The sequence below is a fragment of the Euzebya sp. genome, assembly GCF_964222135.1.
Taxonomy (GTDB): domain Bacteria; phylum Actinomycetota; class Nitriliruptoria; order Euzebyales; family Euzebyaceae; genus Euzebya.
Genome location: NZ_CAXQBR010000001.1, coordinates 1 through 25768, shown reverse-complemented (window position 1 = coordinate 25768; position 25768 = coordinate 1). Strand labels below are relative to the sequence as shown.

Annotated in this window: 26 protein-coding genes, 1 tRNA gene and 1 pseudogene; 10 read left to right on the top strand and 18 right to left on the bottom strand. The window is 73.5% G+C overall.

Annotated elements, in window-relative coordinates:
- Window positions 1-158 precede the first annotated feature (158 nt).
- Both ACEQ2X_RS00140 and ACEQ2X_RS00135 read left to right on the top strand, forming a co-directional pair.
- Window positions 159-998 (top strand): hypothetical protein, encoded by an 840-nt coding sequence (locus tag ACEQ2X_RS00140; RefSeq protein ID WP_370323706.1) that lies wholly within the window; start codon window positions 159-161, stop codon window positions 996-998.
- 45 nt (window positions 999-1043) lie between these two features.
- Window positions 1044-2153, top strand: coding sequence for an alanine--glyoxylate aminotransferase family protein (locus ACEQ2X_RS00135; RefSeq protein WP_370323705.1), 1110 nt, complete (start codon window positions 1044-1046; stop codon window positions 2151-2153).
- Between the two features lie 70 nt (window positions 2154-2223).
- Here ACEQ2X_RS00135 and ACEQ2X_RS00130 read toward each other — a convergent pair whose 3' ends face one another.
- A complete protein-coding gene (locus ACEQ2X_RS00130) occupies window positions 2224-3108 on the bottom strand; it encodes a methyltransferase domain-containing protein (protein ID WP_370323704.1) in 885 nt (294 codons plus the stop codon).
- Window positions 3109-3116: 8 nt separating this feature from the next.
- Entirely contained in the window at window positions 3117-3947 is an 831-nt protein-coding gene (locus tag ACEQ2X_RS00125; protein WP_370323703.1) for a Bax inhibitor-1/YccA family protein, read from the bottom strand.
- A gap of 79 nt (window positions 3948-4026) precedes the next feature.
- Here ACEQ2X_RS00125 and metG point away from each other — a divergent pair, with 79 nt between their 5' ends.
- Window positions 4027-5736 (top strand): methionine--tRNA ligase, encoded by a 1710-nt coding sequence (metG, locus tag ACEQ2X_RS00120; protein ID WP_370323702.1) that lies wholly within the window; start codon window positions 4027-4029, stop codon window positions 5734-5736.
- A 13-nt stretch (window positions 5737-5749) separates the two neighbouring features.
- Here the strand turns inward: metG and ACEQ2X_RS00115 are convergent, their stop codons facing one another.
- Complete coding sequence (locus tag ACEQ2X_RS00115; protein WP_370323701.1) at window positions 5750-7792, bottom strand: choice-of-anchor L domain-containing protein; 2043 nt, start codon at window positions 7790-7792, stop codon at window positions 5750-5752.
- 139 nt (window positions 7793-7931) lie between these two features.
- Between ACEQ2X_RS00115 and ACEQ2X_RS00110 the strand changes: the two genes are divergently transcribed.
- Window positions 7932-8492 (top strand): thioredoxin family protein, encoded by a 561-nt coding sequence (locus tag ACEQ2X_RS00110; RefSeq protein ID WP_370323700.1) that lies wholly within the window; start codon window positions 7932-7934, stop codon window positions 8490-8492.
- Between the two features lie 15 nt (window positions 8493-8507).
- Here ACEQ2X_RS00110 and rsmI read toward each other — a convergent pair whose 3' ends face one another.
- The gene (gene rsmI / locus ACEQ2X_RS00105) at window positions 8508-9356 is read right to left on the bottom strand and encodes a 16S rRNA (cytidine(1402)-2'-O)-methyltransferase (RefSeq protein ID WP_370323699.1); all 849 of its coding nucleotides are present in this window, start codon (window positions 9354-9356) and stop codon (window positions 8508-8510) included.
- Window positions 9357-9489: 133 nt separating this feature from the next.
- On the opposite strand from rsmI, the gene ACEQ2X_RS00100 reads away from it, so the two are divergent.
- On the top strand, window positions 9490-11160 hold the full coding sequence (locus ACEQ2X_RS00100; RefSeq protein ID WP_370323698.1) for a phospholipid carrier-dependent glycosyltransferase: 1671 nt from the start codon (window positions 9490-9492) through the stop codon (window positions 11158-11160).
- A gap of 4 nt (window positions 11161-11164) precedes the next feature.
- Here the strand turns inward: ACEQ2X_RS00100 and ACEQ2X_RS00095 are convergent, their stop codons facing one another.
- From ACEQ2X_RS00095 to galU, 8 genes are all read right to left on the bottom strand, one after another.
- On the bottom strand, window positions 11165-11968 hold the full coding sequence (locus ACEQ2X_RS00095; RefSeq protein WP_370323697.1) for an HAD family hydrolase: 804 nt from the start codon (window positions 11966-11968) through the stop codon (window positions 11165-11167).
- Between the two features lie 6 nt (window positions 11969-11974).
- Window positions 11975-12047 (bottom strand) — tRNA-Ala (locus tag ACEQ2X_RS00090).
- A 164-nt stretch (window positions 12048-12211) separates the two neighbouring features.
- Window positions 12212-12892 (bottom strand): haloacid dehalogenase, encoded by a 681-nt coding sequence (locus tag ACEQ2X_RS00085; protein ID WP_370323695.1) that lies wholly within the window; start codon window positions 12890-12892, stop codon window positions 12212-12214.
- A gap of 19 nt (window positions 12893-12911) precedes the next feature.
- Complete coding sequence (locus tag ACEQ2X_RS00080) at window positions 12912-13301, bottom strand: hypothetical protein (RefSeq protein ID WP_370323694.1); 390 nt, start codon at window positions 13299-13301, stop codon at window positions 12912-12914.
- A gap of 88 nt (window positions 13302-13389) precedes the next feature.
- Window positions 13390-13857: a molybdenum cofactor biosynthesis protein B gene (locus tag ACEQ2X_RS00075; RefSeq protein ID WP_370323693.1), complete on the bottom strand. Its 468-nt coding sequence runs from the start codon at window positions 13855-13857 to the stop codon at window positions 13390-13392.
- Window positions 13858-13877: 20 nt separating this feature from the next.
- Window positions 13878-14405: a cyclic pyranopterin monophosphate synthase MoaC gene (gene moaC / locus ACEQ2X_RS00070; protein WP_370323692.1), complete on the bottom strand. Its 528-nt coding sequence runs from the start codon at window positions 14403-14405 to the stop codon at window positions 13878-13880.
- Between the two features lie 11 nt (window positions 14406-14416).
- Window positions 14417-15649, bottom strand: coding sequence for a gephyrin-like molybdotransferase Glp (gene glp, locus ACEQ2X_RS00065; protein WP_370323691.1), 1233 nt, complete (start codon window positions 15647-15649; stop codon window positions 14417-14419).
- Window positions 15650-15662: 13 nt separating this feature from the next.
- The gene (gene galU / locus ACEQ2X_RS00060; protein WP_370323690.1) at window positions 15663-16589 is read right to left on the bottom strand and encodes a UTP--glucose-1-phosphate uridylyltransferase GalU; all 927 of its coding nucleotides are present in this window, start codon (window positions 16587-16589) and stop codon (window positions 15663-15665) included.
- Window positions 16590-16601: 12 nt separating this feature from the next.
- On the opposite strand from galU, the gene ACEQ2X_RS00055 reads away from it, so the two are divergent.
- Together ACEQ2X_RS00055 and ACEQ2X_RS00050 are read left to right on the top strand one after the other, a co-directional pair.
- Window positions 16602-17537: a 5-formyltetrahydrofolate cyclo-ligase gene (locus tag ACEQ2X_RS00055; protein WP_370323689.1), complete on the top strand. Its 936-nt coding sequence runs from the start codon at window positions 16602-16604 to the stop codon at window positions 17535-17537.
- Window positions 17538-17544: 7 nt separating this feature from the next.
- Window positions 17545-18369 (top strand): S-methyl-5'-thioadenosine phosphorylase, encoded by an 825-nt coding sequence (locus ACEQ2X_RS00050; protein WP_370323688.1) that lies wholly within the window; start codon window positions 17545-17547, stop codon window positions 18367-18369.
- 3 nt (window positions 18370-18372) lie between these two features.
- On the opposite strand, the gene ACEQ2X_RS00045 is transcribed toward ACEQ2X_RS00050, so the two are convergent.
- The 4 genes from ACEQ2X_RS00045 to ACEQ2X_RS00030 form a co-directional block, all read right to left on the bottom strand.
- Entirely contained in the window at window positions 18373-19890 is a 1518-nt protein-coding gene (locus ACEQ2X_RS00045) for an ATP-binding cassette domain-containing protein (protein ID WP_370323687.1), read from the bottom strand.
- Entirely contained in the window at window positions 19887-20492 is a 606-nt protein-coding gene (locus tag ACEQ2X_RS00040) for a TetR family transcriptional regulator (RefSeq protein ID WP_370323686.1), read from the bottom strand. Before ACEQ2X_RS00040 ends, ACEQ2X_RS00045 begins: the two co-directional genes overlap by 4 nt.
- 42 nt (window positions 20493-20534) lie before the next feature.
- The gene (locus tag ACEQ2X_RS00035; protein WP_370323773.1) at window positions 20535-21143 is read right to left on the bottom strand and encodes a sterol desaturase family protein; all 609 of its coding nucleotides are present in this window, start codon (window positions 21141-21143) and stop codon (window positions 20535-20537) included.
- Window positions 21144-21340: 197 nt separating this feature from the next.
- Window positions 21341-22084 (bottom strand): FadR/GntR family transcriptional regulator, encoded by a 744-nt coding sequence (locus ACEQ2X_RS00030; protein WP_370323685.1) that lies wholly within the window; start codon window positions 22082-22084, stop codon window positions 21341-21343.
- Window positions 22085-22232: 148 nt separating this feature from the next.
- Between ACEQ2X_RS00030 and ACEQ2X_RS00025 the strand changes: the two genes are divergently transcribed.
- From ACEQ2X_RS00025 to ACEQ2X_RS00015, 3 genes are all read left to right on the top strand, one after another.
- Window positions 22233-22973, top strand: coding sequence for a MerR family transcriptional regulator (locus ACEQ2X_RS00025; protein ID WP_370323684.1), 741 nt, complete (start codon window positions 22233-22235; stop codon window positions 22971-22973).
- Between the two features lie 69 nt (window positions 22974-23042).
- A complete protein-coding gene (locus ACEQ2X_RS00020; protein WP_370323683.1) occupies window positions 23043-23696 on the top strand; it encodes a hypothetical protein in 654 nt (217 codons plus the stop codon).
- 18 nt (window positions 23697-23714) lie between these two features.
- Window positions 23715-24710 carry an undecaprenyl-diphosphate phosphatase gene (locus ACEQ2X_RS00015; protein WP_370323682.1) on the top strand — a complete coding sequence of 332 codons (996 nt, stop codon included), beginning with the start codon at window positions 23715-23717 and terminating at the stop codon, window positions 24708-24710.
- A 9-nt stretch (window positions 24711-24719) separates the two neighbouring features.
- Here the strand turns inward: ACEQ2X_RS00015 and ACEQ2X_RS00010 are convergent, their stop codons facing one another.
- The gene (locus ACEQ2X_RS00010) at window positions 24720-25196 is read right to left on the bottom strand and encodes an FABP family protein (protein WP_370323681.1); all 477 of its coding nucleotides are present in this window, start codon (window positions 25194-25196) and stop codon (window positions 24720-24722) included.
- A 45-nt stretch (window positions 25197-25241) separates the two neighbouring features.
- A pseudogene (locus ACEQ2X_RS00005) lies at window positions 25242-25768 on the bottom strand (hypothetical protein); the annotation flags it as partial.

Below are 25768 nucleotides of genomic sequence, written 5' to 3'. Positions count from 1 at the left end.
GTGATCATCGGCATGCTCGCGGCGCTGCTGGCCGCCGCCCTGGCCGGGTCGACGGCCTAGGGGCCACGGGGAGCTGCGGCGCTGGAACCGGTGCGCGGGATCTGCGAGACTCTGCCGGTCCGGCTGCGGGTCCGCGGCCCTCGAGGGGAGAGACAGTCGTGAACGGAACGTCGTGGCGGGTGTGCGCCCTGGTGCTCGTCCTGGCCCTGCTGGTCGCGGCCTGCGGCGGCGGTGACGAGGGGTCGGAGGCCGAGGAGGAGCCCACGGAGGCCGCCGCGGTCGACGAGGACGAGGCCGACGAGGACGAGCCGACCGAGGAGCCCACCGAGGAGGCGACGGAGGAGGCCACTGAGGACGTCAAGGACGTCGAGACCGACGTCCCGGTGCCGACCGAGACCGCCACGGCGGTGCCGACGACCGAGCCCGCCGCGGTGGCGACCACCGCGCCGCCAGGCGGGGGCCTGACCGGCGAGGAGGCCATCGCCGACGAGATGGCGGTCGGCGGCGAGACCTCGTACGCCAGCTACACGACGATCACCGACGACACCGGCGCGATCCAGGTCGAGGTGCCCGCGGAGTGGAACCAGGTCGACGGCCGGCCCTTCACCGACGAGCAGGGGCGGCAGCTGTTCGACGTGCGGGCCGCCCCCGACCTCGAGGGCTTCACCAACACCTGGGACGTGCCCGGACTGATCGTCACCGCCTCGACCGAGGTGGCCCAGAGCGAGAACGAGGTGACGCTCCTCGACGAGCTCGTCGGCCCGTTCAGCGGCGTCTGCACCTACCTCGGCCGCCAGCCCTACGACGACGGCCTCTACACGGGCCAGGCCGACGTGTTCGAGAACTGCGGCGGCACCGAGACGGGCTACCTGATCCTCGGGGCCGTCCCGAACACGCGCGCGTTCGTGATCCGCGTCCAGGTGCAGGTGGTCGCCGAGCGCGACGTCGAGGCCCTCGGCCGCGCGCTGGCGAGCTTCGTCATCACCGGCGACGTGTAGCTGCCGAGCGGTCGGAGGCCCCGCTGCCGCCGCTAGGCTGCCGTCATGGCTGACGCGTTCCCCCCCGACCGCATCCTCCTGGGGCCCGGCCCCTCCGACGTGCACCCGGCCGTGCTCGAGTCCCTCGGACGGCCGCTGCTCGGCCACCTGGACCCGGCGTTCCTGCCGGTGCTGGACGAGGTCTGCGACCACCTCCGCACGGTGTTCCGCACGGCCAACGCCGCCACGCTGCCGATCAGCGGGACCGGCAGCGCAGGGCTCGAGGCGTGCATCGTCAACCTCGTCGAGCCGGGCGACTCGGTCGTCGTGGGCGTGAACGGCGTGTTCGGCGGTCGCCTCGCCGAGGTCGCCCGCCGCGCCGGGGCGCAGGTCCACACCGTCGAGCGCGAGTGGGGCCGGATCATCGAGCCCGAGGCGTTCGTCGAGGCGGTGCAGGCCCACGACGCGAAGGTGGCCGCGATCGTCCACGCCGAGACCTCCACCGGCGTGCACCAGCCGGTCGCGGAGATCGGGGCCGAGCTGGCCGACACCGACACGTTGTTCGTGCTCGACACGGTCACGTCGCTGGCCGGCGTCGAGGTCGACGTCGACGGCTGGTCGGTCGACGCCTGCTACTCCGGCACCCAGAAGTGCCTGTCCGTGCCGCCGGGGCTGTCGCCGGTCACCTTCTCCGAGAAGGCGGTCGCCGCGCTGAAGGGCCGGTCGACGCCGGTGCAGTCCTGGTACCTGGACCTGTCCCTCATCCTCGCCTACGTCGACGGTGACGGCGGACGGACCTACCACCACACCGCGCCGATCTCGATGCTGTACGCGCTGCACCGGGGGCTCGAGCTGGTGCTGGACGAGGGGCTGGAGGCGCGCTGGGCCCGCCACGCCCGGGTGGGGGCGATGCTGCACGAGGGCCTCGCGGAGCTGGGCCTGCCCCTCCTCGCCCAGGAGGGGCACCGCCTGCCGCAGCTCACGACCGTCGGCCTGCCCGAGGGCGTGGACGAGGCGGCGCTCCGACGCCGCCTGCTCGACGAGCACGGCATCGAGGTCGGCGGCGGGCTCGGGAAGTTCGCCGGCAGCGCATGGCGGATCGGCCTGATGGGGCACTCGGCGAGCGAGCGCAACGTCCGCCAGGTCCTGGCCGCCATCGGCGACCTCTTGGACTAGGGGACCGGACGGCGACGGTGGGCGGGCGGACGCAGCGGCGACGGTGGGCGCGATCGGGGGCTGCCTCGGCTCACGGCGAGGAAGGCCCCGATCGTGCCCCACCCCCCGCCGCGCGCCAGCGGCCCACGACGACCGAGAAGGTCACGTCGACGACGTCGGGCAGCGCCGCAGCGCGCGCGTCCATCTCCGCGGCGCCGGTGTGGAAGGCCGCCGGGCCCATCGCCGCGAGATCGCGGGCCTGGTCCCGCGTCACCGTGCGCGTCCACCGCTGCGCTGCCGTCCCGGCCGGGGTGAAGGCGGACCCGAGCGCGCCCGCGAGGCGATCTGACTTGACGGGGTCGACCGCCAGCATCCCGAGCGGGTCGCGCAGCTCGGCGAGGTGGTCCGGTGCCGGGACCGCGACGACCATCAAGCCGTCGGGCCGGAGCACCCTCGCGAGCTCGTCGACGGCGCGCGGCGCGAAGGTGACGAGGACGGTGTCGATCGACTCGTCCCGGACCGGCAGCGGCTCGGCCGCCGCGTCCGCCCGCACCGCGCCGATCCGTGGGTGTGCCCGGGCCGCGCGCTTCGCCGCCGCCGTCGAGCTGTCGAGGGCGATCCCGACGGCGTCGTGACGCGCCGACAGCACCGCGGAGAGGTGGTGGCCGGTGCCGGCGCCGACGTCCAGGAGGGTCCCGCACCCCTCGGGCACGACGTCGACCAGCGCCTCGGTGAGGGGCTCGAACTGGCCGGCGTCCTGGACCCGGCCCCGGGCGTCCACCATCGCCGCGGTGTCCCCATCGTGGCGGATCCCCGCCCTGGTGAGCGTGACGTAGCCCTGGCGGGCGACGTCGACCGCGTGGCCGCGGTCGCAGCGCAGCGGCCCGGGACCCTCCCCCTCCCCCGCGGCGTCCTGGACGAGCGGCCCGGCGCACACCGGGCACGCCAGCAGGTCCAGGATCGCGGTGAGGCCCACCGCGGCGGTCAGTCGCGCGACTGCAGCTTCGCGAGGAGGCGCAGGATCTCGAGGTACAGCCAGACGAGGGTGACGAGCAGGCCGAAGGCGGCGTACCACTCGGTCTTGGCGGGCAGGCCGGCGCGGGCGGCGTTCTCGATGAAGTCGAAGTCGAGCGCCAGGTTCAGCGCCGCCACCCCGATGATCACCACCGAGATGCCGATGGAGAGCATCGAGTTGCCGTGCAGGAAGCCGAACTCGACGCCGAAGAACCCGAGGACGAACGACGCGAGGTAGGTCAGGAAGATCGCGCCGGTCGCGGCCAGCACGACCATCCGGAACCGCTGGGTCACCTTGATGACCCCGGTCCGGTACAGCGTCAGCATCACCGCGAGCACACCGATCGTGCCGATCGCGGCCTGCGTGGCGATCCCGTCGAGTCCCGGCTGGCTCTCGATGACCACGGTGACGACGCCGATGACGACGCCCTCGACCAGTGCGTAGGCGGGCGCGAGCGCCGGTGCCAGGTTCGGCTTGACGCTGATCGCGACGACCAGGACCAGGCCCGCGATCACGCCGCCGATCAGCGCCGGGTAGTAGGCCGACTCCGGCAGCAGCGCCCCGGCGGCCAGCGCGGCGACGGCCAGGATGGCGAGCAGCGCGCCGGTCTTGTAGATCGCGCCCTCGACGGTGAAGGCGTCCGTGCGGGCGAACGGCGGGGCAGCCGACTCGCCGGTGAACACCGGGTTCGGGCCTGTGATCGCACCGCCGCCGTATCCCCCGCTGGCGACCGCGCCCCCCTGGCTCGCGCCGAGCCGGTTGAACGCCGAGGATGACAAGGTCGGGTTGGAGGTCCGCATCGCCGAACTGTACCCCCGTCGGGGCACCGGCAGCCGTGCGGATACCGGCCGCCACCGGCCGTCTACCCTGAGCACCCACATGGCCCGACACCTCATCACCAGCGCCCTGCCGTACATCAACGGCGTCAAGCACCTCGGCAACCTCGTCGGCTCGATGCTGCCCGCCGACGTGTACGCGCGGTACCTGCGCTCGCGGGGTCACGAGGTGCTCGCGATCTGCGCGACCGACGAGCACGGCACCCCGGCCGAGCTCGCGGCGATGGAGGCCGGCCAGTCGGTCGAGGAGTACTGCGCCGAGCAGCACGAGATCCAGAAGGACCTCGGCGAGCGGTTCGGGCTGAGCTGGGACCACTTCGGCCGCACGAGCCGACCGCAGAACCACGAGCTCACCAACCACCTCGCCGACGCCCTCGACCGCAACGGCTACCTCGAGGAGCGGGCGATCCAGCAGGTCTACTCCCCCTCCGAGGGGCGCTTCCTGCCCGACCGGTACGTCACCGGGACCTGCCCGCACTGCGGCTTCGAGCGGGCGCGCGGCGACCAGTGCGAGAACTGCGGTCGGCTGCTCGACCCGACCGACCTGATCGACCCCCGCTCGACGGTGACCGGTGCCACGGACCTCGAGGTGCGCGAGTCGCGGAGCGTCTTCCTGCTCCAGTCGAAGCTGGCCGACGAGGTCCGCACCTGGATCGAGTCCCAGGACCAGTGGCCGAACCTGCCCCGCTCGATCGCGCTCAAGTGGCTCGACGAGGGGCTGAAGGACCGCGACATCACCCGGGACCTCGCCTGGGGGATCCCCGTCCGACGGCCCGGGCTCGAGCACAAGGTCTGGTACGTCTGGTTCGACGCCCCCATCGGCTACATCGGCGCGACCAAGGAGTGGTCGGACCTCGACCCTGACATCCGGGACTGGCGCAGCTGGTGGTGGGACTCGCCCGAGGTGACCTACACCGAGTTCATGGGCAAGGACAACGTCGCGTTCCACACCGTGTCGTTCCCGGTCACGCTGATCGGGTCGGGCGAGCCGTGGCACAAGGTCGACTTCCTGAAGGCCTTCAACTGGCTGACCTACTACGGCGGGAAGTTCTCCACCTCACAGGGCATCGGCGTGTTCATGGACGACGCGCTCGAGCTGCTCCCCGCCGACTACTGGCGCTGGTACCTGATCGCCAACGCGCCGGAGTCCGACGACGCCAGCTTCACCTGGCCGCTGTTCGCCCAGGCGGTGAACGGCGACCTCGTCGGCCGGCTCGGCAACTTCGTCAACCGGACGCTGTCGTTGACCGCCAAGCGCTTCGGCGAGGCGGTGCCCGAGGGCGGGCAGCCGGGCGACGTGGAGGCGCAGCTGGCCGCCGACGTCCAGACGAAGCTCGACGAGGTCGCCGGGCACTTCGAGGCCATGGAGTTCCGCAAGGTGACCCGCGCGATCCGCGAGCTGTGGTCGCTGGGCGACGCCTACCTCGAGCGCCGCGAGCCGTGGCGGCTGATCAAGGCCGAGGCCGCGCCGTGGGGCGACCAGACGGGGCAGGAGGCCGCCGCAGCCGTCCTCCGGACCGCGATCAACCTCATCCCGGTCCTGGCCGGCGCCGCTGCGTCGATCATCCCGACGGCCGCCGGCACCGCGCGCGCCGCGGTGGGGGTGGAGGGGACGACGTGGCCGACCGTCGACCTGACCGCCCTCGAACCGGGCCGGCCGTTCACCGTCCCGCCCCTCCTCTTCCGCCGGATCGAGGACGAGGAGGTCGAGGCCTGGACCGCCCGCTTCGGCGGTCCGGCCGACGTGGCCTGAGGTCGGTCGAAGATCAGCCGACAGCGAAGCTCGCCGCCCGGATCAGCACCGCGGAGTCGAGGATGTCGTCGCTCGCGTCGGCGATCGCCAGGCGGAGGGTGTTCGCGCCGCCCGGGTTGATCGGCGCCGCGCAGGTCAGCGTCGTGGTCAGGCCGTCGAGCTCGATGTCGAACTCGCCAGCCTCGTTGCTCCGGTAGGACCCCGCGTTGGTCTCGGCGTTGATCGTGTTCACGCTGACCGGGGAACCCGCGACGACGGCGCAGTTCTGGCCGTTGACGTTGAAGGCGAACACGTCGTTGAAGGTGCTGCCGACGAACTCCGAGTACTCCTCGGACCCGAAGACGTAGTCGAAGGCGACCGTCGTGGCGGAGGGGTCGGCGACGAAGTCGAACTGCAGCACGGACGCGTCGAAGGTGTCGTTGCCGGACAGGCCGGTCAGCTGGGCGTCCCCGGGCATCCCGAGGCTGCCGCTCGTGCCGCTGGTGTCGTTCGGCCCGACCAGGTCGGCCACGAAGCCGGTCGACAGGGCGATGCCCTGGTCGAAGCCGAGGACGTCCCCGCCGCCGGCGAACAGGCCGGCGGCCTCTGCCCCGCCGGTCAGCGTCGCGTTGAACACCTGGACATCGTCGCCGACCAGGTTGCTGGCCAGCTGGCGCGCGTCGAGCGGCCCGCCGCTCGGCACCAGGCTGAGCCCGCCCTCCGGGTCGGGGATGAAGGTCGTGTAGGTCAGGATCTCCGTCTGGTGCAGGCCGCCGTCCTGGGCGAAGCCCGCGCCGGTGTCGATCGTGAAGTCGATCCGGAGCTCGCAGGAGATCTCGGGCAGCGGATCGGACAACGTCACCGTCACGGTGGTGGACGTCCCCGGCGACGTGGGACCGTCCAGGCAGGAGCCGGAGGCGATCACGTCCGACACCGGCCGCCCGCCGCTGTCGATGGTCACGGTGAGGGTCTGGCCGGGCGCGACGCCGGCCCCGTCGGGGGCGTCGGACGACACCACGGCCGCGGCGGGCAACCCGATCTGGACGCGGGCCTGCTCGCAGGCCGCGGGGAACGCCACGCAGGTGATCGGCGTGTCGGACTCCCCGTTCGTGCCCGACGCGAGGAACGCCTCCGTCGACGGCGGCACCGTCGCGCCGGACGTCAGCACGATCGGCGCGTCGTTGGCGGCGGAGTACGCCGCCGCGGCGAGCCCACCGGCCCAGGCGTTCGCGAACTGGCTGTCGACGACCAGCACCTGGGCGACGTCGGCGGCGCTGTCCGCGCCGCGCTTGCCGGCGATCTCCACGGCGGTGCCGAAGCGGTCCTGGCCGGCGATGCGCTCGACGGTGAAGCCGAGGGACTCGAGCTCCGCCTCGACCCCGTCGCTGATCGCGGCCGTGCCGCCGATCAGCTTGATGTCCTCGACCGCTGAGCCCACCAGGTAGTCCCGCGTCGTGGGCGTCAGCCGGTCGGTCTCGGTCAGCATGACCGGCCAGCCCTCCTCCGCCGCCCACGCCCCCACGCCGAGGGTGTCGGCGAACGCCTGGGTGTCGTCGACCGACCCGGGGGAGGGGAAGGCGCGGGCCAGGATCGCGGTGGTGGCGTCCGGCGCGTCGGTCGCGGCGATCTCGACGGCGGTCTCGAAGCGGGAAGCCCCGGCGCGACGCTCGGTCTGCACGCCGAGGTCCTGGATCTGCGCCTCGACGTCGGGGGCGACGGCTTGGTCACCACCGAGGATCACCACGTCGGACGGCGCCAGCCGCGCGAGCTCCCCCAGCACGCGCGGGGGGATCGGACCGGTGGACGGGACCAACAGCATGGGCGACTCGCCCTGGAGCACACCCGATGCGAGCGCGTCGGCGAAGCGGTCGTCACGCGCCACGACCACCTGCGTGGCGTCCTGCAGCTCCGTCACCTCGCTCAGCCTCACGGCGATCTCGGCGTTGGACGGCGCGACGCCCTCCTTCACGATGCCGACCGTGTCGTCGGTCTCGGTGACCGCGGCGGCGGGCAGCGCGGTGAGCGCCAGTGCCGCTGCCAGCGCGGTCAGGAGGGCGGTGCGGATCGGACGTGCCATCGGAGGTACCTCGTCAGCGGTGGAGGGGCGACAGCGGATCATAACGACCGGCCAATCGCCACGACAGGGCCGTCATCGAAGCACAAGCCGGGCGGTCCTCGTGCGTGTCGCCCCGGTCGCGTCCGGCAAGGATCAGCCCATGGCTTCAGTCTCGGAGATGATCCCGCTCGGCACGACCGCTCCCGACTTCAACCTGCGCGAGGTGACCAACGGCGCGCTCACGACCCTCGACGACCTCCCCGGCGACGCGCTGGTCGTCATGTTCCTGTCGCGGCACTGCCCCTACGTGGTGCACGTCCAGGAGGGGTTGAGCGCGCTCGTCGACGAGTACGTCGAGGCGGGGCGGCCCGTCTCCTTCGTCGGCATCTGCAGCAACGACGCCGCGAGCCACCCCGACGACGCGCCGGAGAGCCTGGCCGAGCAGAAGCGCCTGGTCGGCTTCTCGTTCCCCTACCTGCACGACGAGACCCAGGAGGTCGCCCGTGCCTACGGGGCCGCGTGCACGCCGGACTTCTTCGTCTTCGACGCGGACCGGCGGCTGGCCTACCGCGGGCAGATGGACGGGGCGCGCCCGGGCAACGACGAGGTCCCGGTCAGCGGCATCGACCTGCGCAAGGCCATCGACCTGGTCCTCGACGGCAAGCCCGTCCCCGAGCCGCACCTGCCGTCGATGGGCTGCGGCATCAAGTGGCGCGGCTGACGGCTGCGACGCCGCTCAGTGGCCGACGTCGTACACGCGGCGCTTGGAGACCCCCGCCTCGTCGGCGACCCGCCGGACCGCGTCACGGCGGCTGAGGCCGCCGGCGACCAGGTCGTCGACGCGTCGGGCCAGCTCGGCGTCGTCGACGGCAGCTTCCGGGTCCACCACCGGGGCGGGGGCGACCACCACGGTTACCTCGCCGCGCGGGGCCGCCTCCGCCGTCATCGCGGCCAGCGAGCCGAGCGTGCCGCGGAGCGCCTCCTCATGCAGCTTCGTCAGCTCCCTGGTCAGCACCGCAGGGCGGTCGGGGCCGAGCACCTCCGCCATCGCTGCCAGGTCGTCGGCCGCGCGGTGGGGGGCGACGTAGAACAGCAGGGTCCGGTCGTCCGCGGCGACGGCGGCCAGCCGATCCCGCCTGGCACCGGCCTTGCGCGGCAGGAACCCCTCGAAGGCGAACCGGTCGGTCGGCAGCCCGGAGATGACGAGGGCGTGGACGAACGCGGCCGGGCCGGGGATCGCGGTGACGGGGAGGTCGCGCGCCACCGCCGCGCGCACGACCGCGTACCCGGGGTCGCTGATGCCGGGCGTGCCGGCGTCGCTGACCAGGACGACGACCTGGCCGGCGGCCACGCGGTCGCAGATCTCCGCGGCTCGGCGCTGCTCGTTGTGGTCGTGGACTGCGGTGAGCGGGACGTCCACGCCCAGGTGGGCCAGCAGGCGGCCGGTGCGGCGGGTGTCCTCGCAGGCGACGAGGTCCGCGGACCCGAGCGTCCGGGCGGCACGCGGTGAGAGGTCGTCGAGGTTCCCGATGGGGGTCGCGACCAGGACCAGCTGGCCACCCCCCGGCGCGATGTCGGCGTTCACGAGGCCCTATGGTCGCCGCACCGACCGCGCCCGCACGCCGACCGGGTCCCGACACGCCTGAGACGCCGACGCCCATGCCCGCTCTGCCAGCCCTGCCCGCTCCGCCAGCCCTGCCCGCCCTGCCAGCCCTCCGATGAGCACCGACATCGAGCCCGAGCCGCGGACGGCGGCCCCCCCGGACCACGGGACCCCCCGCCCCGACGGGGGTGGCCGGGACGCCCGCTGGTGGACCTGGAGCGTGATCCTGCCCCTCGTGGTGGTGCTGGCCGCCGGCGTGGTCCGGTTCCACCAGCTCGGCTCCCCGGAGCGCTGCTACTTCGACGAGACGTACTACTACTACGACGCCCGCGACTACCTCGACGTCGGCACCGAGACCTCCTTCGCCGTCCACCCGCCGGTCGGGAAGTGGATCATCGCGGGTGGACTGGCCGCCTTCGGCGTCGACGAGGGCTCACCGATCGACGAGGCGGTGGTCGTCGAGGACGACAACTGCGCGGACGACGAGGGGGACGACCCGAACCCGGCCGCCCGCGCCCGCGAGGCCGCAGAGTCCTTCGCCCGTCGGGTCATGGCGGCCCTGTTCGGCACGGGCGCGGTCGCGGTGGCCTACGCCATCGGCCTGCGCCTGTTCCGGCGCCGGTCCGCCGCCCTGCTGGGCGCGGCCCTGCTGGCCGTCGACGGGCTCGCCGTGACGATGTCGCGGATCGCGATGCTGGACATCTTCCTCCAGCTCTTCGTGCTGCTCGGCGTGCTGGCGCTGCTGATCGACCGCGATCGCCTGTGGGAGGGGGCACCGGACCACCCGTTCGTGGAGGGGGACGGGCCGCTCGAGGGGGATCCCGCGCCGGCGTCCCTGCCGCGACCCGATCGCCGCTGGCTGTGGCTCGCCGGGCTGTTCCTCGGCTTGGCGGTCGCCACGAAGCTGTCCGGGCTGGCGGCGCTCGGCCTCGCCTGGGCCTGGGTCCTCGCGAGCGAGCTCTGGTACCGCCGCAGGGTGACCGGGCGTTGGACCACCGAGCTGGTGCCGGCGGTGTCCCGCGGCTTCCTCGCCCTGGTGCTGGTGCCCATCGCCGTCTACCTCGTCAGCTACGCCGGCTGGTTCGCCAACTTCGAGGACACCCGGAAGGCTGATCGGTGCGACCCGGCCGCGGCGGTGGCGCCGACGGTCGCCGCGGAGGGTGGGGACGATGAGGGGGAGGGGGCCTGCGCCGGCATCGACGGGGTCGCGCAGGTGGCCGCAGGGTGGTGGGAGGAGCAGCTCGAGATCCTGCGCTTCCACCGCGACCTCGAGGCCGACCACCCCTACCGGGCACCCGCGACGACGTGGGCGCTGATGACCCGGCCGGTCGCGTACTACTACGAGTCCTGCCCGGCGGAGGGGCCGGCGGACGGGGAGACCTGCGAGGTGACCCCGGGCACCGTCGCCGAGGTGCTGGGGATGGGCAACCCGGCGATCTGGTGGATGGCCCTGATCGGCTACCCCTGGCTGCTGTACCTCGCGTTCGCCCGACGGTCCTGGCCGGCGCTGACCATCGCGCTCTTCCTGTTCGGCCAGTCGCTGCCGTACCTGCTGAGCCCGCGGCCGGTGTTCCTCTTCTACCTGACCCCGGTCGTGCCGTTCATCGCGCTGACCCTCGCCTACCTGTCCGATGAGGCCCTCGACTCGGAGTCGATGCGGTGGGTGCCGGCCACGATCGCCGTGGTGGCGATGGCCGGGTTCGCGTTCTGGGCGCCGATCTTCCTCGGCATCGAGATCCCGCGGTCGACCTGGGACGTGCTCATCCTGTTCGACAGCTGGGTGTAGCGGGTCAGGGAGGGGTGACCAGCGACTCGAGGACCTGGGCCACCCCGTCGTCGTCGTTGCTGGCCGTCGTCTCGTCCGCCACGTCCAGCACCAGCGGGTGGGCGTTGGCGACGGCGATGCCCCGACCCACCCACTCGAGCATGGCCAGGTCGTTCGGCATGTCGCCGAAGGCGACCACGTCCTCGCTGGTCGCCCCGTGCTGGCCGGCGAGCCGCTCGAGCGCCGACGCCTTGGTGACCCCCGACGCGGAGATCTCCAGCAGGCCGGTGCTCGACCAGGTCACGGTGGCCATGCCGTCGGTGACCTCGACCGCGCGGCTGGCGAGCTCGTCGACCACCTGGCCGTCGCCGCGCACCAGGACCTTGATGACCGGGCGGCTGAAGAACTCCTCGTCGTCGTCGATCTCGAACACGACGTCGCGGACCAGCTCGGACTGCCGGATCCCGCGGGGGTAGCCACGGCCGTGGCCGAACCCGTCAGGCCACTCGACCCCGAAGTTCAGGTCGTCGGCCAGGTCGCGGAGGGCGTCGAGAACGGAGCGGCCGACGTCCGGCTCGAAGGCGTCGACGGTGACGACCTCGTCGGTGTGCAGGTCGAGCACCAGCGCGCCGTTGGCGCAGATCGCCACCCCGCGGTGCCCGAGCTGGTCGCGGACCGGCGCCAGCCAGCGGGGCGGGCGTCCGGTGACCAGCACGAACGTGACGCCGGACTCCTCGACCGCCGCGACCGCGCGCCGCGTCCGCTCGCTGACCGTCCCGTCGCTGCGGAGGAGCGTCCCGTCGATGTCCGATGCGACGATCTTCACCATGTGGAGTGGAGCTGTGGGGAATCGAACCCCAGGCCTCCTCGATGCGACCGAGGCGCTCTACCAACTGAGCTACAGCCCCCTGTGGAGGCGTCGATGATAGCGACGATCCAACCCGGTCGCGACCGCACGGATCGACCACAGCCGATGCGCTGGCCGCACGCCCGTGCGGGCGGGAGCCGCGCCGGTGCTGGCCCGTCCGCACGGATCGACCACCACGGCGACCTCCCCAGACCGCGCTGGTGGTCAATCCGTGGTGCGGGGAGTCGATCCGTGGTGCGGGGGGGTCGGGCCGGGGTGGGCGTCGAGGGCGTCGCGGAGGCGCTCCTGGAGCTGGGCCGTGGTGAAGTCGCCGCGGGTGCGCTCGAGGATGGAGCGGGCGACGTCGGTGGAGCGGCGCAGCCCGGAGGTGATGCCGTCGGGGAAGTCGATGGTGACGAGCATCGAGTAGATGTCGTCCATGGTCTGCAGGAGCGTCTCGCAGCGGTCCATCCGGTCGGGCCGGTCGATGGCGCGGAGGTTGTCGAGGAGGAACCGGCGCAGCTCGCCGACGGTCTCGGCCAGCCCGTTCAACCACGCGGCGGTGTCAACCCCGACCTCCGCGGCGGAGGGCAGCGGGTCCCCGGACAGCACGGCCAGGGTGCAGCGGGCCTCGGCGTACTCCTTCTCCGCGTCCGCGACGAACCCGGCCCAGCGGATCATCGGCAGCCCGTCGCAGGCGTCCACCGCCCGCCGGAGGTGGTCGGCGCTGTCACCCACCAGGTCCCGGGCGGCCTCGAGCTCACCCCGGTGCGCCGCCCTGATCGCGTTCGCGCTCGCGCGGATGGACTGGCGGGAGGAGCGGAGCGCCACCTCGCGCGCGTCGTGACGTGCCTGCAGGTCGTCGTAGGCGTCCCGACCGAGCTCGCTCAGGTCGTGGTCGGTCACGCCGGGACCGCCGCGGCGATCACGCGGCGCGGTCGTCGATCCAGACCGGGGCGCCGGAGCGGTGCCGGGTGGTCGAGAACCCGCCCTTCGGCCGCGGCGTGCCGATCCCCGGGCCGGGGGTCGCGCGGCTGCGACGGCGCCGGGCCTGCTGCTGGCGCTCCTGCACGCGGTGGTAGAGCCCCCCGAGGACGGCCGCGAGGGCGAGGACCACGAGACCGACGACGACCGGGGAGGCGCCCATCACGACCGCGACGACCGCGAGCACGGCGCTGGCGCCGGCGATCTGCTGCAACGCCTCGCGACGACGCCGGTGCTGGGCGGCACGCCGGCGGGCCTGGCAGGCGATGGTCTCGGCGTCGTCGAGGACCATCAGCTTGCGACCGGGGTGGTGGTGTGAGATCAGGGGCATGCGAGATCGGTGAACGGGGACTCGGTTCACGGCTCCGTAGGCTGCATCACACCACAAGTCAACGCCACCTGCCCAGACGACCGAGGCATTACCGGGGGTGATCGCCCGCTGAGAGCTGGTCCACGGCGTGTGACAGCACGTCGAGGAGGACCTCGACGGACTCACGGGCACCCTTCGGCGAACCCGGCACGTTGACGACCAACGTCGACCCTCGGATGCCGGCGGTGGCCCGCGACAGCATCGCCATCGGGGTGATCGCGAGCGACGCCGCCCGTATGGCCTGGGCGATGCCCGGCACCTCGCGGTCGATCACGTCCGCGGTGGCCTCGGGGGTGGTGTCCTTCGGGTGCAGCCCCGTCCCGCCGTTGGTGATGACGACGTCGGCGTCGGCGCACGCCTCGACGATCGCGGCGGACACGCCCTCGCGACCGTCGGGGACGACGGCGATCCCGAGGACGGTGTGACCGGCCCGGCTCAGCACCTCGGCGACCGCGGGACCGGCGTCGTCGTCGTACACGCCGGCGCTCGCCCGGGTCGAGACGGTGATGATGCGCACCCGCACGTCCTCGGCGTGCACTACCCCTCCCCCTCCCCCGCCGCCGTGGGGGTGCCCTCGCGGTGCCAGTCGCCGCTCTTCCCGCCGACCTTGTGCTCCAGGCGGACGTGCTCGATGACCGCGCCGCGCTCGACGGCCTTGGTCATGTCGTAGATGGTCAGCGCGGCGGTGGAGGCGGCGACCAACGCCTCCATCTCGACACCCGTGCGATCCGCGGCGCGGGCGGTCGCGGTGATCGCCACCCGCCCCTCGGCAGCGTCGACGTCGATCTCGACCTCGACGCCGGCCAGCGCGATGACGTGGCACAGCGGTATCAGATCCGGCGTGCGCTTGGCCGCGGTGATGCCCGCCAGCCGCGCGGTGGCGATGGCGTCGCCCTTCGGGAGGCGACCCTCGACCAGCAGCGCCGCGGTGTCGGACCGCAGCCGCACCACCGCGGATGCGGTCGCGCTGCGGGCGGTGACGTCCTTGCCGCCCACGTCGACCATGCGGGCGTGGCCGCGGTCGTCGAGGTGGGTGAGGGAGGGGGTGGAGGGGTCGGTGGCCATCGCGCCTCCGGTCAGGTCGGGTCGACGAGCAGGTGGACGACGACGGGCTCGCCGGCCGCCATCGACGTGCGGTCGGCGGGGATCTCGGCCAGCCCGTCGGCGAGCACCATGGACCGGAGGATGCCGGAGCCCTGGGCGCCGGTGGTGGTGGCCAGCCAGTCGTCGTCGCCCCGCTCGAGGGTGACCCGGAGGAACGAGACCTTGTGCTCGGGGCTCCTGACGTCCTCTGCGAGGCGGGCGGTGACCCGCGGGCGGTTGAGGTCGGTGCGGCCCTGCATGCGCCGGATCGCGGGGCGGACCAGCACCTCGAAGCTGACCGCCGCCGACACGGGGTTGCCGGGCAACCCGAAGACGGGGACGCCGTCGATGGACCCGAAGGCCTGCGGCATGCCCGGCTGCATCGCGACCTTGGCGAACGTCACGTCGCCGAGCTCGGCGAGGACCTGCTTCGACAGGTCGTAGCGGCCGGCGCTGACCCCGCCGGAGGTGACCAGCACGTCGGCGGTCGCGAGGGCGTCGGTGAACGCCTTGCGCAGCGCGGCGCGGTCGTCGCGGGCGATCTGCTGGCGGAAGGCCACGGCGCCGACCTCGGCGACCTGGGCGGCCAGGGCGTAGGAGTTCGACTCGTGGATCTGCCCCGGCATCAGCGGCGTGCCCGGCTCGACCAGCTCGTCGCCGGTCGCGAGCGTCGCGACGCGGACCCGGGGGTGCACCTCCACGCGGGGGATCCCCATCGCCGCGAGCATGCCGATCTCCGCGGGGCCGAGGGGACGGCCGGCGGTCAGGACGACCTCGCCCCTCCGCGCGCTCTCACCGGAGGCCCGGATGTTGTCGCCGACCTCCGGGCTGGTGTCGAGGACGACCTCGCCGTCGGATTCGGTGACCAGCTCGACGGGGACGACCGCCGTCGCCCCGGCGGGCATCGGGGCGCCGGTCATGATCCGCACGGCCTCGCCGGCGCCGGGGGAGGGCAGGTCGGGCGAGCCGGCCGCGATCTCCCCGACGACGCGCAGCCGGCTGCCCTCGCCGACCTCGGCTGCCCGGACCGCGAAGCCGTCCATCGCGGAGTTGGCGAAGGGCGGGATGTCGCCGGGCGCGGCGACGTCCTGGGCCAGGACGAGGCTCCGGGCTTCGAGCAGCGACGCCGACACCGGCGGTAGCGGCGCGACCGCCGACAGGATCTGGCGCCGGTGGTCGGCGAGCGCGGTCAGCTCGTCCGGGTCTATGTGGTGGCGGTGGGCCATGGCGCGGGGTGCCTCAGCCCAGCCCGGCGACGAAGCTGCGGAGGAACTCGATGAACTCAGGCCCGAGGTCGTGGCGCTTGGCGGCCACCTGCACCGTCGCCTTCAGGTAGTCGCCCTTCTGGCCCACGTCGTAGCGGGTGCCCGTGAACTTGATCGCGCGGATCGGCTCGTCGCGGGCCTGGGCGCGCATCGCGTCGGTGAGCTGGATCTCGCCGCCGCGGCCGGGCTTGGTCTGCTCGATGTGGTCGAAGATGTCCGGGGTCAGGACGTAGCGGCCGATGATGCAGAGGTTGGAGGGGGCGTTCGCCTTGCCCGGCTTCTCGACCAGGTCGGTCACCCGGTAGACGTCGGGGTGGTCCGGGTCGGGCTCGGCGGCCACGACGCCGTAGCGCGAGAGGTCCTCGTCACCGAACTCCATGACCGCGATCACCGAGCGGCCCGTCTCGGCGCAGACGTCGACCATCCGCTGCAGCAGGCGCTCGTCCTCGCCGATCAGGTCGTCGCCGAGCAGGACCGCGAAGGGCTCGTCGCCGACGTGGTGGCGGGCGCAGCCGATCGCGTGGCCGAGTCCGAGGGGCTTGCCCTGGCGGACGTAGTGGACCAGCGCCAGGTTCGTCACGGCCTGCACGGCGGCGAGGAGGTCCTCCTTGCCGGTGGCGGCGAGCTGCCGCTCGAGCTCGACGGCGTGGTCGAAGTGGTCCTCGAGCGCCCGCTTGCCCCGGCCGGTCACCATGAGGATGTCGTCGAGGCCCGCGCGGACCGCCTCCTCGACGACGTACTGGATCGCCGGCTTGTCGACCAGCGGGAGCATCTCCTTCGGCTGGGCCTTGGTCGCCGGCAGGAACCTGGTGCCCAGGCCTGCGGCGGGGATCACTGCCTTGCGGGGGCGCACGGTGCCGCCTTCGTCGTCGGGTGCAGGAGTCGCGTGACGTCGCGGCATGCTAGGCCATCGATGCCTGCCCAACCGCGCTCCGGGGATGACCCCGACCCCGTGCGCGCGGGCGCTGACGTGGCGGCGGTGAAGGCCCGGCTGCGCGAGGGCGCGCGGGTGCGGCGGGCCGCGATCGCGCCCGCCGACCGGCGGCGTGCCGGCGTCGGGATCCGGGCGACGGTGGCGGAGCTGATCGGGGGCCTGTCCGGGGTCGGGTCGGTCGGCCTCTACGCCGCCCTGCCGGCGGAGGTGGACCTCGACCCGCTGGTGGCGCCGCTGCGGGCGGGCGGGGTGGTCGTCGCCTACCCGCGCGTGACCGGGGACAGGGCGATGGCCTTCCACGCCGTCGACGCGCCACCCGCCGCGCCCGGACCGTGGGGGGTCCGCGAGCCGGCGGCGGGTGCGAGGACCGTCGAGCGACTGGACCTCGTGGTGGTGCCCGGGCTGGCCTACGACCGGGACGGCGGTCGGCTGGGGCACGGGGCCGGGTTCTACGACCGCTGGCTCGCCGAGCACCGACCGCTCGCGGTGGGGGTGTGCCCCGAGGCGCTCCTGGTCGACGCGGTCCCGGTCGAGGCCCACGACGTGCGCGTCGATGCGGTCGTGACCGAGCACGCCGTCTACCCTGGTGCCGATATGCCCACGTATGAGTACGAGTGCCTGACCAACGGGCACCGGTTCGAGGTCAAGCAGTCGTTCTCCGACGACCCCCTCCAGACCTGCGAGGTCTGCGGCGAGCCGGTCCGGAAGGTCTTCAGCGCCGCCGGGATCGTGTTCAAGGGGTCCGGCTACTACGTCACCGACACCCGCAAGAAGCCGGCGTCGTCGTCGAAGAACGGCGGCGGGTCGGAGACGGGCGGGTCGAAGGAGAAGGCCGCGGAGACGACCTCCTCGTCGACGAAGTCGTCCACCAGCGACTCCTCCTCGGGCTCGTCCAGCTCCTCCACCGCGGACTGATCCGGCGGTGGACGTCCTGCCGGGGCCCCACCCCGAGGTGGCCATCGACGTCGGCATCTTCGGCGGCTCGGGGTTCTACCGGTTCCTCGACGACGTCGACGAGGTCGTCGTGGAGACGCCGTACGGCCCCCCGTCGGCGCCGGTGGTCGTCGGCGAGGTCGGCGGCCGACGCGTCGGGTTCCTGCCGCGCCACGGCACGGACCACTCCATCCCGCCCCACCGGATCAACTACCGGGCGAACGTCTGGGCGATGAAGCACCTCGGCGCGACGGACATGATCCTGCCGTGCGCCGCGGGCAGCCTGGCGAAGTCCGTCGCCCCCGGGTCGTTCGTCATCGCCGACCAGGTGGTGGACCGCACCAGCGGCCGGGCCGACACCTTCCACGACGGCCCGGAGACGGTGCACGTCGCCTTCGCCGACCCCTACGACGAGGAGATGCGCGGGGTGGCCGTCGCCGAGGCCCGCCGCCTGGGGCTCGACGTCCACGACCGCGGGACCGTGGTGGTGGTGAACGGGCCGCGGTTCTCGACGCGGGCGGAGTCGCAGCACTTCGCCGCCCAGGGCTGGGAGGTCATCAACATGACCCAGTACCCCGAGGTGATCCTCTGCCGCGAGCTCGAGATGGCCGCGCTCAACATCTCGCTCATCACCGACTACGACGTGGGCCTGGCGGACGACCCGGACATCGGTGAGGTCACCCAGGCCGAGGTGTTCGCGGTCTTCGAGGCCAACCTCGCCAACCTCCGCGATCTCCTCTTCGCCGTCATCCCCTCCCTCCCCCTCTCCCCCGACCGCCCCGCCCTGCGGGCCCTGCGGGACGCGCACGGCTGACCGTCAGCTCAGCTGCACCCGGTCCCACGCCGCCACGGTCGCCCACACGCCCGCGGCACCGACCCCGACGGGGAGCAGGAGCTGGGTGGCGGTGATCGCCGCCGCGGCTTCCGCGCCTCCCATGCCGACCCACAGCGACGGGGCGGCGTAGGGGAACCACCCGCCGGCACCCACCGTGGTGACGATCTGGGTCACGACGATCACGCCGCCGAGCGCCGCCACGGCTGGCAGGTGACCCCGGCCGGCCGTGGCGACCACGGCGATCGGGGCGGCGAGCGCGGTCCCGAGCAGCTGGACGGCCAGGATCCGCCCGACGCCGGCCACCACGCCCGCGTCCGGCGCGCCCAAGCCGATGACCAGTCCCGCGGCCACGGCCAGCGCCACGCCGGCGACGGCGCACGCGACGGCCCACCCCGCGAGGACCGTCAGCTTGGCCGCTGCGATCGATCCCGGCCGGACGGGGAGGGCCATCAGCGACCCGATGGTCCGGTCGGCGAACTCCCGCCCGACCGACCACGCCGTCGCGAAGCCGACGACCAGCAGGGAGGCGACGCTCGCCGTCTGGGCGATCAGGCCGAGGTAGCCCTCCCACCCGGTGCCGACCAGGAGCCCGCCGACCTTGGCGGCGAGCTGGCTGTCGTTCAGCTCACCGCCGGCGGCACCGGATGCCGCCATGAACGCCGCCGACAGGAGCGGGGTGAACCCGACCAGCACCGCCGTGGCGGTCCACATGGTGCGGGCGCGGCGGACCTTGAGCCACTCGATGGCCAGGGCGCTGCGCATCAGGCCGCGCTCCCGCCGTCGACGTGGGCGTAGACGAGGTCGAAGAACCGCCGTTCGAGGTCGGTGCCGCCGGGGTCGATGGTCCCGACGATCCGGCCGTCGTGCACGGCGCTGATGCGGTCGGCGATGCGAGCGACCTCGTCGAGGTGGTGGCTTCGACACGAGCACCGCGGCCCCCTCCTCGACGGCCAGGCGCCGGAGGAGGGTCCGGACCGCGACGACGCCGGCGGGGTCGAGTGCGCTGGTCGGCTCGTCGAGGACCAGCAGGTGCGGGCGGTGGACGACGGCGCAGGCGAGGCCGAGGCGCTGGCGGTTGCCGAGGGACAGCACCCGCGCCGGACGCTCGGCCCAGCGGCCCAGGACGAGCTCGGCGACGGTGGCCCGGGCCGCCTCCCCTGCCGCCGCGCGGTCGAGCCCGTGCAGGCGGGCGGACGCGGTCAGGTTCTCGACGACCGTCAGCTCCGGGTAGGCGAACGGCGTCTCGATCAGGTGGCCGACGCCGGCCCACAGCGCCGCGGGCGCGCGCCGGACGTCGTGGCCGTCGATGCAGGCCCGCCCCGCGTCGGGGTCCAGCATCCCGAGCAGGAGGCGCATGAGGGTGGTCTTGCCGGCGCCGTTGAGACCGACCAGGGCGTGGATCTCCCCCTCCGCGACGTCGAGGGAGAGGTCGTCCACGGCGACCTGGTCACCGAAGCGGCGGCACAGGCCCTCGGCGAGGAGCACGGCCTCGCCGCTCACCGCACCCTCCCCTCCCCCGCGGGCTCGCGCTGCGGGTCGAGGACCTCGAGGGCCGCCCGGACCCGGTCGCCGAGGGGTTGCCCGCCGTCGTCGGCCCCCCAGTCCAGCAGGGCGGCGGTCAGCGCCCCCATGCACGCGCCGGCGGCGGCCGTCGCCCGGAGCCGGTCGGTGCCGTCGGCGAGCCCGCCATCGACGAGCTCGCCATCGACACCCAGGGCCTCGACGATGAGGTCCATCGTGGCCTGGTTGGCCTCCCACATCCTCGCCCGCAAGCCGGCGTGACCCGCGGTGATGCGGATGCGCAGGCGCACCTGGTCGTCGGCAGGTTCGGGCAGCTGCGCCCAGGCGGCCAGCAGCCCGGTCCGGACGCGGTCCACCGGGGGCAGCCGGGGAGAGGTCGCGGCGACCTGCTCGGCGATCACCGGGTCGTAGGGGTCATCCAACACGACCGACTCCTTGGTCGGGAAGTGCCGGAAGAACGTCATGTGCGAGACGCCCGCCGCGGAGGCGATCTGCTCGACGGTGGTCTGGTCGAAGCCCTGCTCGGCGATCAGCGCGAGGGCGTGGCGCTGGAGGCGGTCGCGGGTGTCGGCGGCGGGCACATGATCATGTTAGTTAGTAACTAACATCTTGTCGACCTCCGATCACCCGGTCCCGAGGAGGTCCGTCGCCGTGGGCGAGCGCTCGACGTCCGCGGGATCGGGGTGGGTGCCGAACAGGCGGTCGGCCGTCCCCGCGGTCGTGACCGTGAACCAGTAGCGCTCGTTCTTGTAGTGGTGCAGCCGGTGGTTGCGCCACACCGCGCGGTACGCAGCGGTCCGCGGCGTGTAGTCGCTGTGGATCAGGTAGTGCGTCCACTCGTACGCCATCCCGATCGCGGCGATCATCGCGAACCACGTCAGCCCCAACCCCAGGCGGTCGAAGGCGAGCACCGCGATGGCGAGGAGCGCGGGGAAGAGCCACACGAACGTCTGCGTCGGGATGAAGACCAGCGGCAGGTCCCGGGGGTCGGCGTGGTGGGCGCGGTGATCGCGGGCCAGGCGGGTGTCGATCACCCTCCCGGCGACGGTGACCGGCTTGTAGTGCAGCACCACGACGTGGATCACCCACTCGACGACCGGGAACGCGGCGATCATGGCCAGCGGCAGCCAGACGTCGGCCGGGTGGTAGCCGCCGACGGCGATGCGGGCGACCACCCCGCCCACGAGGGCCGTGGCGATGATCCAGGGGGACGGGTGTCGCCAGAAGGTCATCCACGCCCCGCCGAGGGACGGGCGCTGACGCCTGGCCGTCAGGCGATCCTCGTCGGCGTCGACCTGGGCCTGCGCCGCGGACTCGATCAGCGCTGCGCGGGCGCGGCGCACCCGCAGCGCCGCCCGCAGCCGTGCGGGGAACCGTCGCACGGCGCCGGTCCCGGCGGTGCTGGTGGTGCTGGTCGCGTTCGTGCTGCTCACTGGGGCTCCTCAGGTGGGTCCAGGTGGTCGATCAAGTCGATGACCGCCGAGCGGCCCCGCGCCAGCAGGGCATCGGCCGCGGCCTCCGCCGCATCGGGGTCCCCGACGCAGATCGCGCGGGCGAGGTCGGTCGCCGCGGTGGGGTGGCCCGCCTCCACGGCCAGCACCTGGGCGAGCGCCGCCATCCCGGGCTCGAAGGCCGCGCGCAGGCCGTTGTAGAGCAGCCGGTAGACGAGGGAGCCCGAGCGGTCGACGACGTCGCTCCAGAACGCGAGCGACCGCGCCTGCTGGGTCAGGGGATCCTCGGCGGCCGGGATCGCGGCGGCGGCGCGGAGCAGCGCGTCGTCCTCCTCCGGGCTGCCCGAACGACCCGCGGCCGCTCTGGCCATCTGCGGCGCGATCGCCGAGCGCGCCTCGACGATGTCGCGCACGAGCGACAGGTCGAGCTCGCCGCCGGCGGTGAGGAGCCGGGGCAGCAGGTCGAGCCCGGCGGTCTCGCGGAAGTCCCGCACGGTGGTGGCGCCGCCCTGGCGGATGGCGACGAGCCCGCGGTGCTGGAGCTTGCGGAGCGCCTCCCGGACGGTCGGGCGCGAGACGCCCAGCGCCGCGGCGAGGGCGCGCTCCCCCGGGAGGTCCCGTCCTGCGCTGAGTTCCCCCGCCAGGATCTGGGACTCGAGCTGCTCGGCCACGGCGTCGGGCATCGAGCGGTGCTGCACGGGAGCGAGGGAGGGGCCGGACATGCCCGCACCCTCCCACGCCGTGGTCTGCTGGTCAACTGGTCTAACCAATCTTCTGCCAGGTTCGGGTTGACCCTCACGCCGCGGGAGGGGTCACTGTGGGCGACGAGCCGGAGAGCCCGGCTGTCGGGAGAACGACGAGGAGAGCGCGATGCGCACGGTGTCCGAGCTGGCCCAGATGGCCGGCGTGACCGTCCGGACCCTGCACCACTACGACGAGATCGGCCTGCTGCGCCCCAGCCAGCGGTCTGAGGCCGGCTACCGGCTGTACGACCGCGCCGACCTGCAGCGGCTGCAGCAGATCCTGTTCTGGCGTGCGCTCGGCTTCTCGCTGTCCGAGATCCAGGACGTCCTGGACGACCCCGACTACGACCGCGTCGAGGCGCTGACCAGCCAGCGGGCGATGCTCGCCCGCCAGCTCGAGGACGTGACCGCGATGGTGAAGGCCGTCGACGACGCGATCGCAGAGGCGAGAGGAGGACCTGAGGTGGATGAGCTCGAGATGTTCGAGACCTTCAACTCCGACGAGTACCGCGCCGAGGCCGAGGCCCGCTGGGGCGACACCGACGCGTGGCGCCAGTCCCAGGACCGCGTCGGCCGGATGAGCGACGCGCAGAAGCGCGACCTGGTCCGCGAGGGCGAGGCCTTCGTGCGCCACCTGGCCGAGACCTTCCAGCGGGGGGTGGCCCCCGACTCGGTCGAGGCCATGGACCTCGCCGAGGAGGCGCGGCTGGCCATCGACCGGCAGTTCTACGACTGCTCGAGGGAGATGCACGTGAACCTCGGCGAGATGTACGTCGCCGACCCGCGGTTCACCGCGTACTACGACCGCCACGCCCCCGGGTTGGCGGTGTGGCTCCGCGACGCCATCGTCGCCAACGCCGCGCGCTGAGCGCGGTCATCCACAGGCCGGCGGGATCCGCTCCCGCCGGCCTGTGCGGTCCGTGCATCGTGTGGGGCGATGCGCTCGCCGTTCCACGGACCGCCACCGGCCCTGCCGGGACCGCTCGACCGCGCCGCGGAGCGGTGGGCTCACCTGCCGCCCCGACTGCGGATCGCCCTCGTCGTGGCCGCGGTGATGCTGCTCGGCGCGCTGCAGGCCAACCGGCTGAACGTCGTCCAGACGCGCTGGGGCGGTGAGGGCCAGCTGGTGTGGCTGGCCAGCGCGACCGTCGCCGCCGGCCAACCGGTGTCCGGTGCCGTCGAGCGCGTCCGGTTGCCGGCAGTCGCGGTCCCACCCGGCGCGGTGACCGGTCGCCTGCCGGACGACGCGTCCCTGAGCCTGCCGCTGGTCGAGGGCGCCGTCCTCACCGAGGTCCACCTGGCCGCGGAGGGGCCTGCGGCCGCGCTCCCCTCGGATCAGCGGGTCGTCCCCCTGCCCGTCGACCCCGCCTGGGGTGTCGAGGCCGGGACGCTCGTCGACGTCTGGGCGGTCGCCGACCGCGACCGGCCGCCCGAGCCGCTGGCGCAGGCCCGCACGATCGTCCAGCTGACCGACGACGGCCCACGACCGGTGGCCCTGATCGCGGTTCAGGAGGACGAGGTCGCCACCATCACCGGCGCGCTGGCCCGCGGCCAGGTGCTGGTCACGCTGCGGGGTCGTGCGTCGGGCTGAGCCCTACCATCGGGCGCCATGTTCCCCGCGTGGCTGGAAGCCCTGATCCTCGGCATCGTCCAGGGGCTGACCGAGTTCATCCCGGTGTCGAGCTCCGGCCACCTGGTCCTGGTCCCGTACCTGATGGGGTGGGAGAAGCAGAGCTTGGCCTTCGACGTGATGCTCCACGTCGGGACCCTCGGGGCGGTCCTCCTCTACTTCCGCGGCGAGCTCATCGCGATCATCCGGGGGCTGCTGCGACTCGACCGGTCGCTCCAGGGCCGCATCTACCGCCGCGTGGGGCTGTTCATCGTGCCGGCGTCGATCCCGATCGCGATCGTCGGGCTGTTCCTCGAGGAGCAGGTCGCCGAGGTGTTCGAGTCACCGCTGGCGGCCGCGCTGCTGCTGCTGGTGACCGCATCGCTGCTGTTCGGCCTGGAAGCCGTCCGCCGCCGTCGGGTCAGGTCGGCGACCCCCGCTGCCGTGGGCGCCGGGGCCGGAGCCGAGGGCGGGGAGCGCGAGCGCGCCTGGACGGGCGACTGGCGCGCCGCGGATACGTCGGCGCCGAGCAGGACCGGCGAGGGCGCGGTGGACCTGCCGCTCGGCATCGACCCGCACGACCCGGCCGGCACGTCGCTCGCCGACCTGACCCTCCGCCAGGCGATGGTCGCCGGGGTCATGCAGTCCCTGGCCGTGCTGCCCGGCGTCAGCCGCTCGGGGTCGACGATCGCCGGTGGCGTCTTCGCCGGCCTCACGCGGGAGGCGGCGACGCGCTTCAGCTTCCTCCTGGTGATCCCGGCCCTGGTCGGCGCCACCATCCTCAGCCTGGGCGACCTGGGCGAGCCGGGGGGATCGAGCGGGCTCGAGCTGGGGATCGGGATGGCCGCGGCCTTCGTCTCGGGCTACCTGGCCATCCGCTTCCTGGTCGGGCTGGTGTCCCGCGCCCGCCTGACCGGCTTCGCGTGGTACTGCGTCGCGGCGTCCGTCGTCGGCCTCATCGGCTACGTGATGATCGGCGCCCCGAGCAGCGTGTAGCGACCGGCGTCAGACCCTCGTGAGCTCGGCGACGAGGTGGACCTGCAGGTCCTGGCCGACCGCCGCCATCGCGAGGCTGTAGCGCAGCACGTCGTCGACCACCTCGATGGTCCGCTCGACGTCGGTGACCCGGTGCCCCGCGGCCGACGGCGTCAGCCCGACGACCGTGCTCTGCAGGACCAGCCGCTGCCCCTCGAGCACACCCGCGTGGCACTCCACGATGCCGGTCGGCTGGGCGATCACGAGCTCGGGCACGCCGTCAGGGAGGCGGAAGAACCCCGCTTCGGCGTGGAGGGGCTCGCCGGTGTCGGCGTGCGCGGTCCGCTGGCCGTACCGGAGGACGGGCTTGGGCAGGGGCTCGATGACGACCTCCTCGGTGTAGGCGAAGGAGTCGATGGTCGGGTAGACGCCCCGCCCCCTCCCCCGCCAGGTGCCGATGAGGAAGGTGAGGGGTCCGATGTCGGGGTGGGGGTCGATGCGCGTCATCACCCGGGATGGTCGCACGTCCGCGGGGTCACCCGCCCGCGGCCGTCATGAGGGGGTCGGGGGCGGGCAGGTCAGCAGAGCGTCCCTGACGGCCTGGTCCACGGGGCTCGTGATCCACCAGCGCTCGCGGGTGCCGGTGTCGTCGTCGCAGGCCAGGGCCTCGTCGGTCTCGACCGGCAGCGCCGTGGGCGACGTCAGCAGCAGGTTCCGCTCGAGATCGGCCACCAGGCCGGCTGCGGCCAGGCCGTACGCCCACCCGTCCTCGGATGCGCCGTCGGCGATGAGGGCGCCGTCCGGTCGGGGTTCGAAGAGCCCCTCGATGAACCGGGCCGTCTCGAACCGGTTGTCCCCGCCGATCCGCCTGGTCGGCTGCGCGACGGCGTCCTCCACGGCGGCGGACAGCGCCGCCTCGGCGCCCAGCAGCACCACCTCGGCGGGACCGTTCGCAGCCAGCCACGCCGCGGTCGGCGCCGACAGCGACGCGGTGTCGCTCAGCAGGACGGGGCCGAGCATCTCCGCGGCGTGGCCGCCGCCGGCCCCCGAATCGGCCCACGCCGCGGGGGGGTTGTCAG

Excerpts from the sequence above, each read along its gene's own strand:
- ACEQ2X_RS00135 (WP_370323705.1), top strand. The coding sequence starts at position 1,044 with ATGGCTGACGCGTTCCCCCCCGACCGCATCCTCCTGGGGCCCGGCCCC.
- ACEQ2X_RS00125 (WP_370323703.1), bottom strand. The coding sequence starts at position 3,947 with ATGCGGACCTCCAACCCGACCTTGTCATCCTCGGCGTTCAACCGGCTC.
- metG (WP_370323702.1), top strand. The coding sequence starts at position 4,027 with ATGGCCCGACACCTCATCACCAGCGCCCTGCCGTACATCAACGGCGTC.
- ACEQ2X_RS00115 (WP_370323701.1), bottom strand. The coding sequence starts at position 7,792 with ATGGCACGTCCGATCCGCACCGCCCTCCTGACCGCGCTGGCAGCGGCA.
- ACEQ2X_RS00110 (WP_370323700.1), top strand. The coding sequence starts at position 7,932 with ATGGCTTCAGTCTCGGAGATGATCCCGCTCGGCACGACCGCTCCCGAC.
- ACEQ2X_RS00100 (WP_370323698.1), top strand. The coding sequence starts at position 9,490 with ATGAGCACCGACATCGAGCCCGAGCCGCGGACGGCGGCCCCCCCGGAC.
- ACEQ2X_RS00095 (WP_370323697.1), bottom strand. The coding sequence starts at position 11,968 with ATGGTGAAGATCGTCGCATCGGACATCGACGGGACGCTCCTCCGCAGC.
- ACEQ2X_RS00080 (WP_370323694.1), bottom strand. The coding sequence starts at position 13,301 with ATGCCCCTGATCTCACACCACCACCCCGGTCGCAAGCTGATGGTCCTC.
- moaC (WP_370323692.1), bottom strand. The coding sequence starts at position 14,405 with ATGGCCACCGACCCCTCCACCCCCTCCCTCACCCACCTCGACGACCGC.
- glp (WP_370323691.1), bottom strand. The coding sequence starts at position 15,649 with ATGGCCCACCGCCACCACATAGACCCGGACGAGCTGACCGCGCTCGCC.
- galU (WP_370323690.1), bottom strand. The coding sequence starts at position 16,589 with ATGCCGCGACGTCACGCGACTCCTGCACCCGACGACGAAGGCGGCACC.
- ACEQ2X_RS00055 (WP_370323689.1), top strand. The coding sequence starts at position 16,602 with ATGCCTGCCCAACCGCGCTCCGGGGATGACCCCGACCCCGTGCGCGCG.
- ACEQ2X_RS00035 (WP_370323773.1), bottom strand. The coding sequence starts at position 21,143 with ATGACCTTCTGGCGACACCCGTCCCCCTGGATCATCGCCACGGCCCTC.
- ACEQ2X_RS00030 (WP_370323685.1), bottom strand. The coding sequence starts at position 22,084 with ATGTCCGGCCCCTCCCTCGCTCCCGTGCAGCACCGCTCGATGCCCGAC.
- ACEQ2X_RS00025 (WP_370323684.1), top strand. The coding sequence starts at position 22,233 with ATGCGCACGGTGTCCGAGCTGGCCCAGATGGCCGGCGTGACCGTCCGG.
- ACEQ2X_RS00020 (WP_370323683.1), top strand. The coding sequence starts at position 23,043 with ATGCGCTCGCCGTTCCACGGACCGCCACCGGCCCTGCCGGGACCGCTC.
- ACEQ2X_RS00015 (WP_370323682.1), top strand. The coding sequence starts at position 23,715 with ATGTTCCCCGCGTGGCTGGAAGCCCTGATCCTCGGCATCGTCCAGGGG.
- ACEQ2X_RS00010 (WP_370323681.1), bottom strand. The coding sequence starts at position 25,196 with ATGACGCGCATCGACCCCCACCCCGACATCGGACCCCTCACCTTCCTC.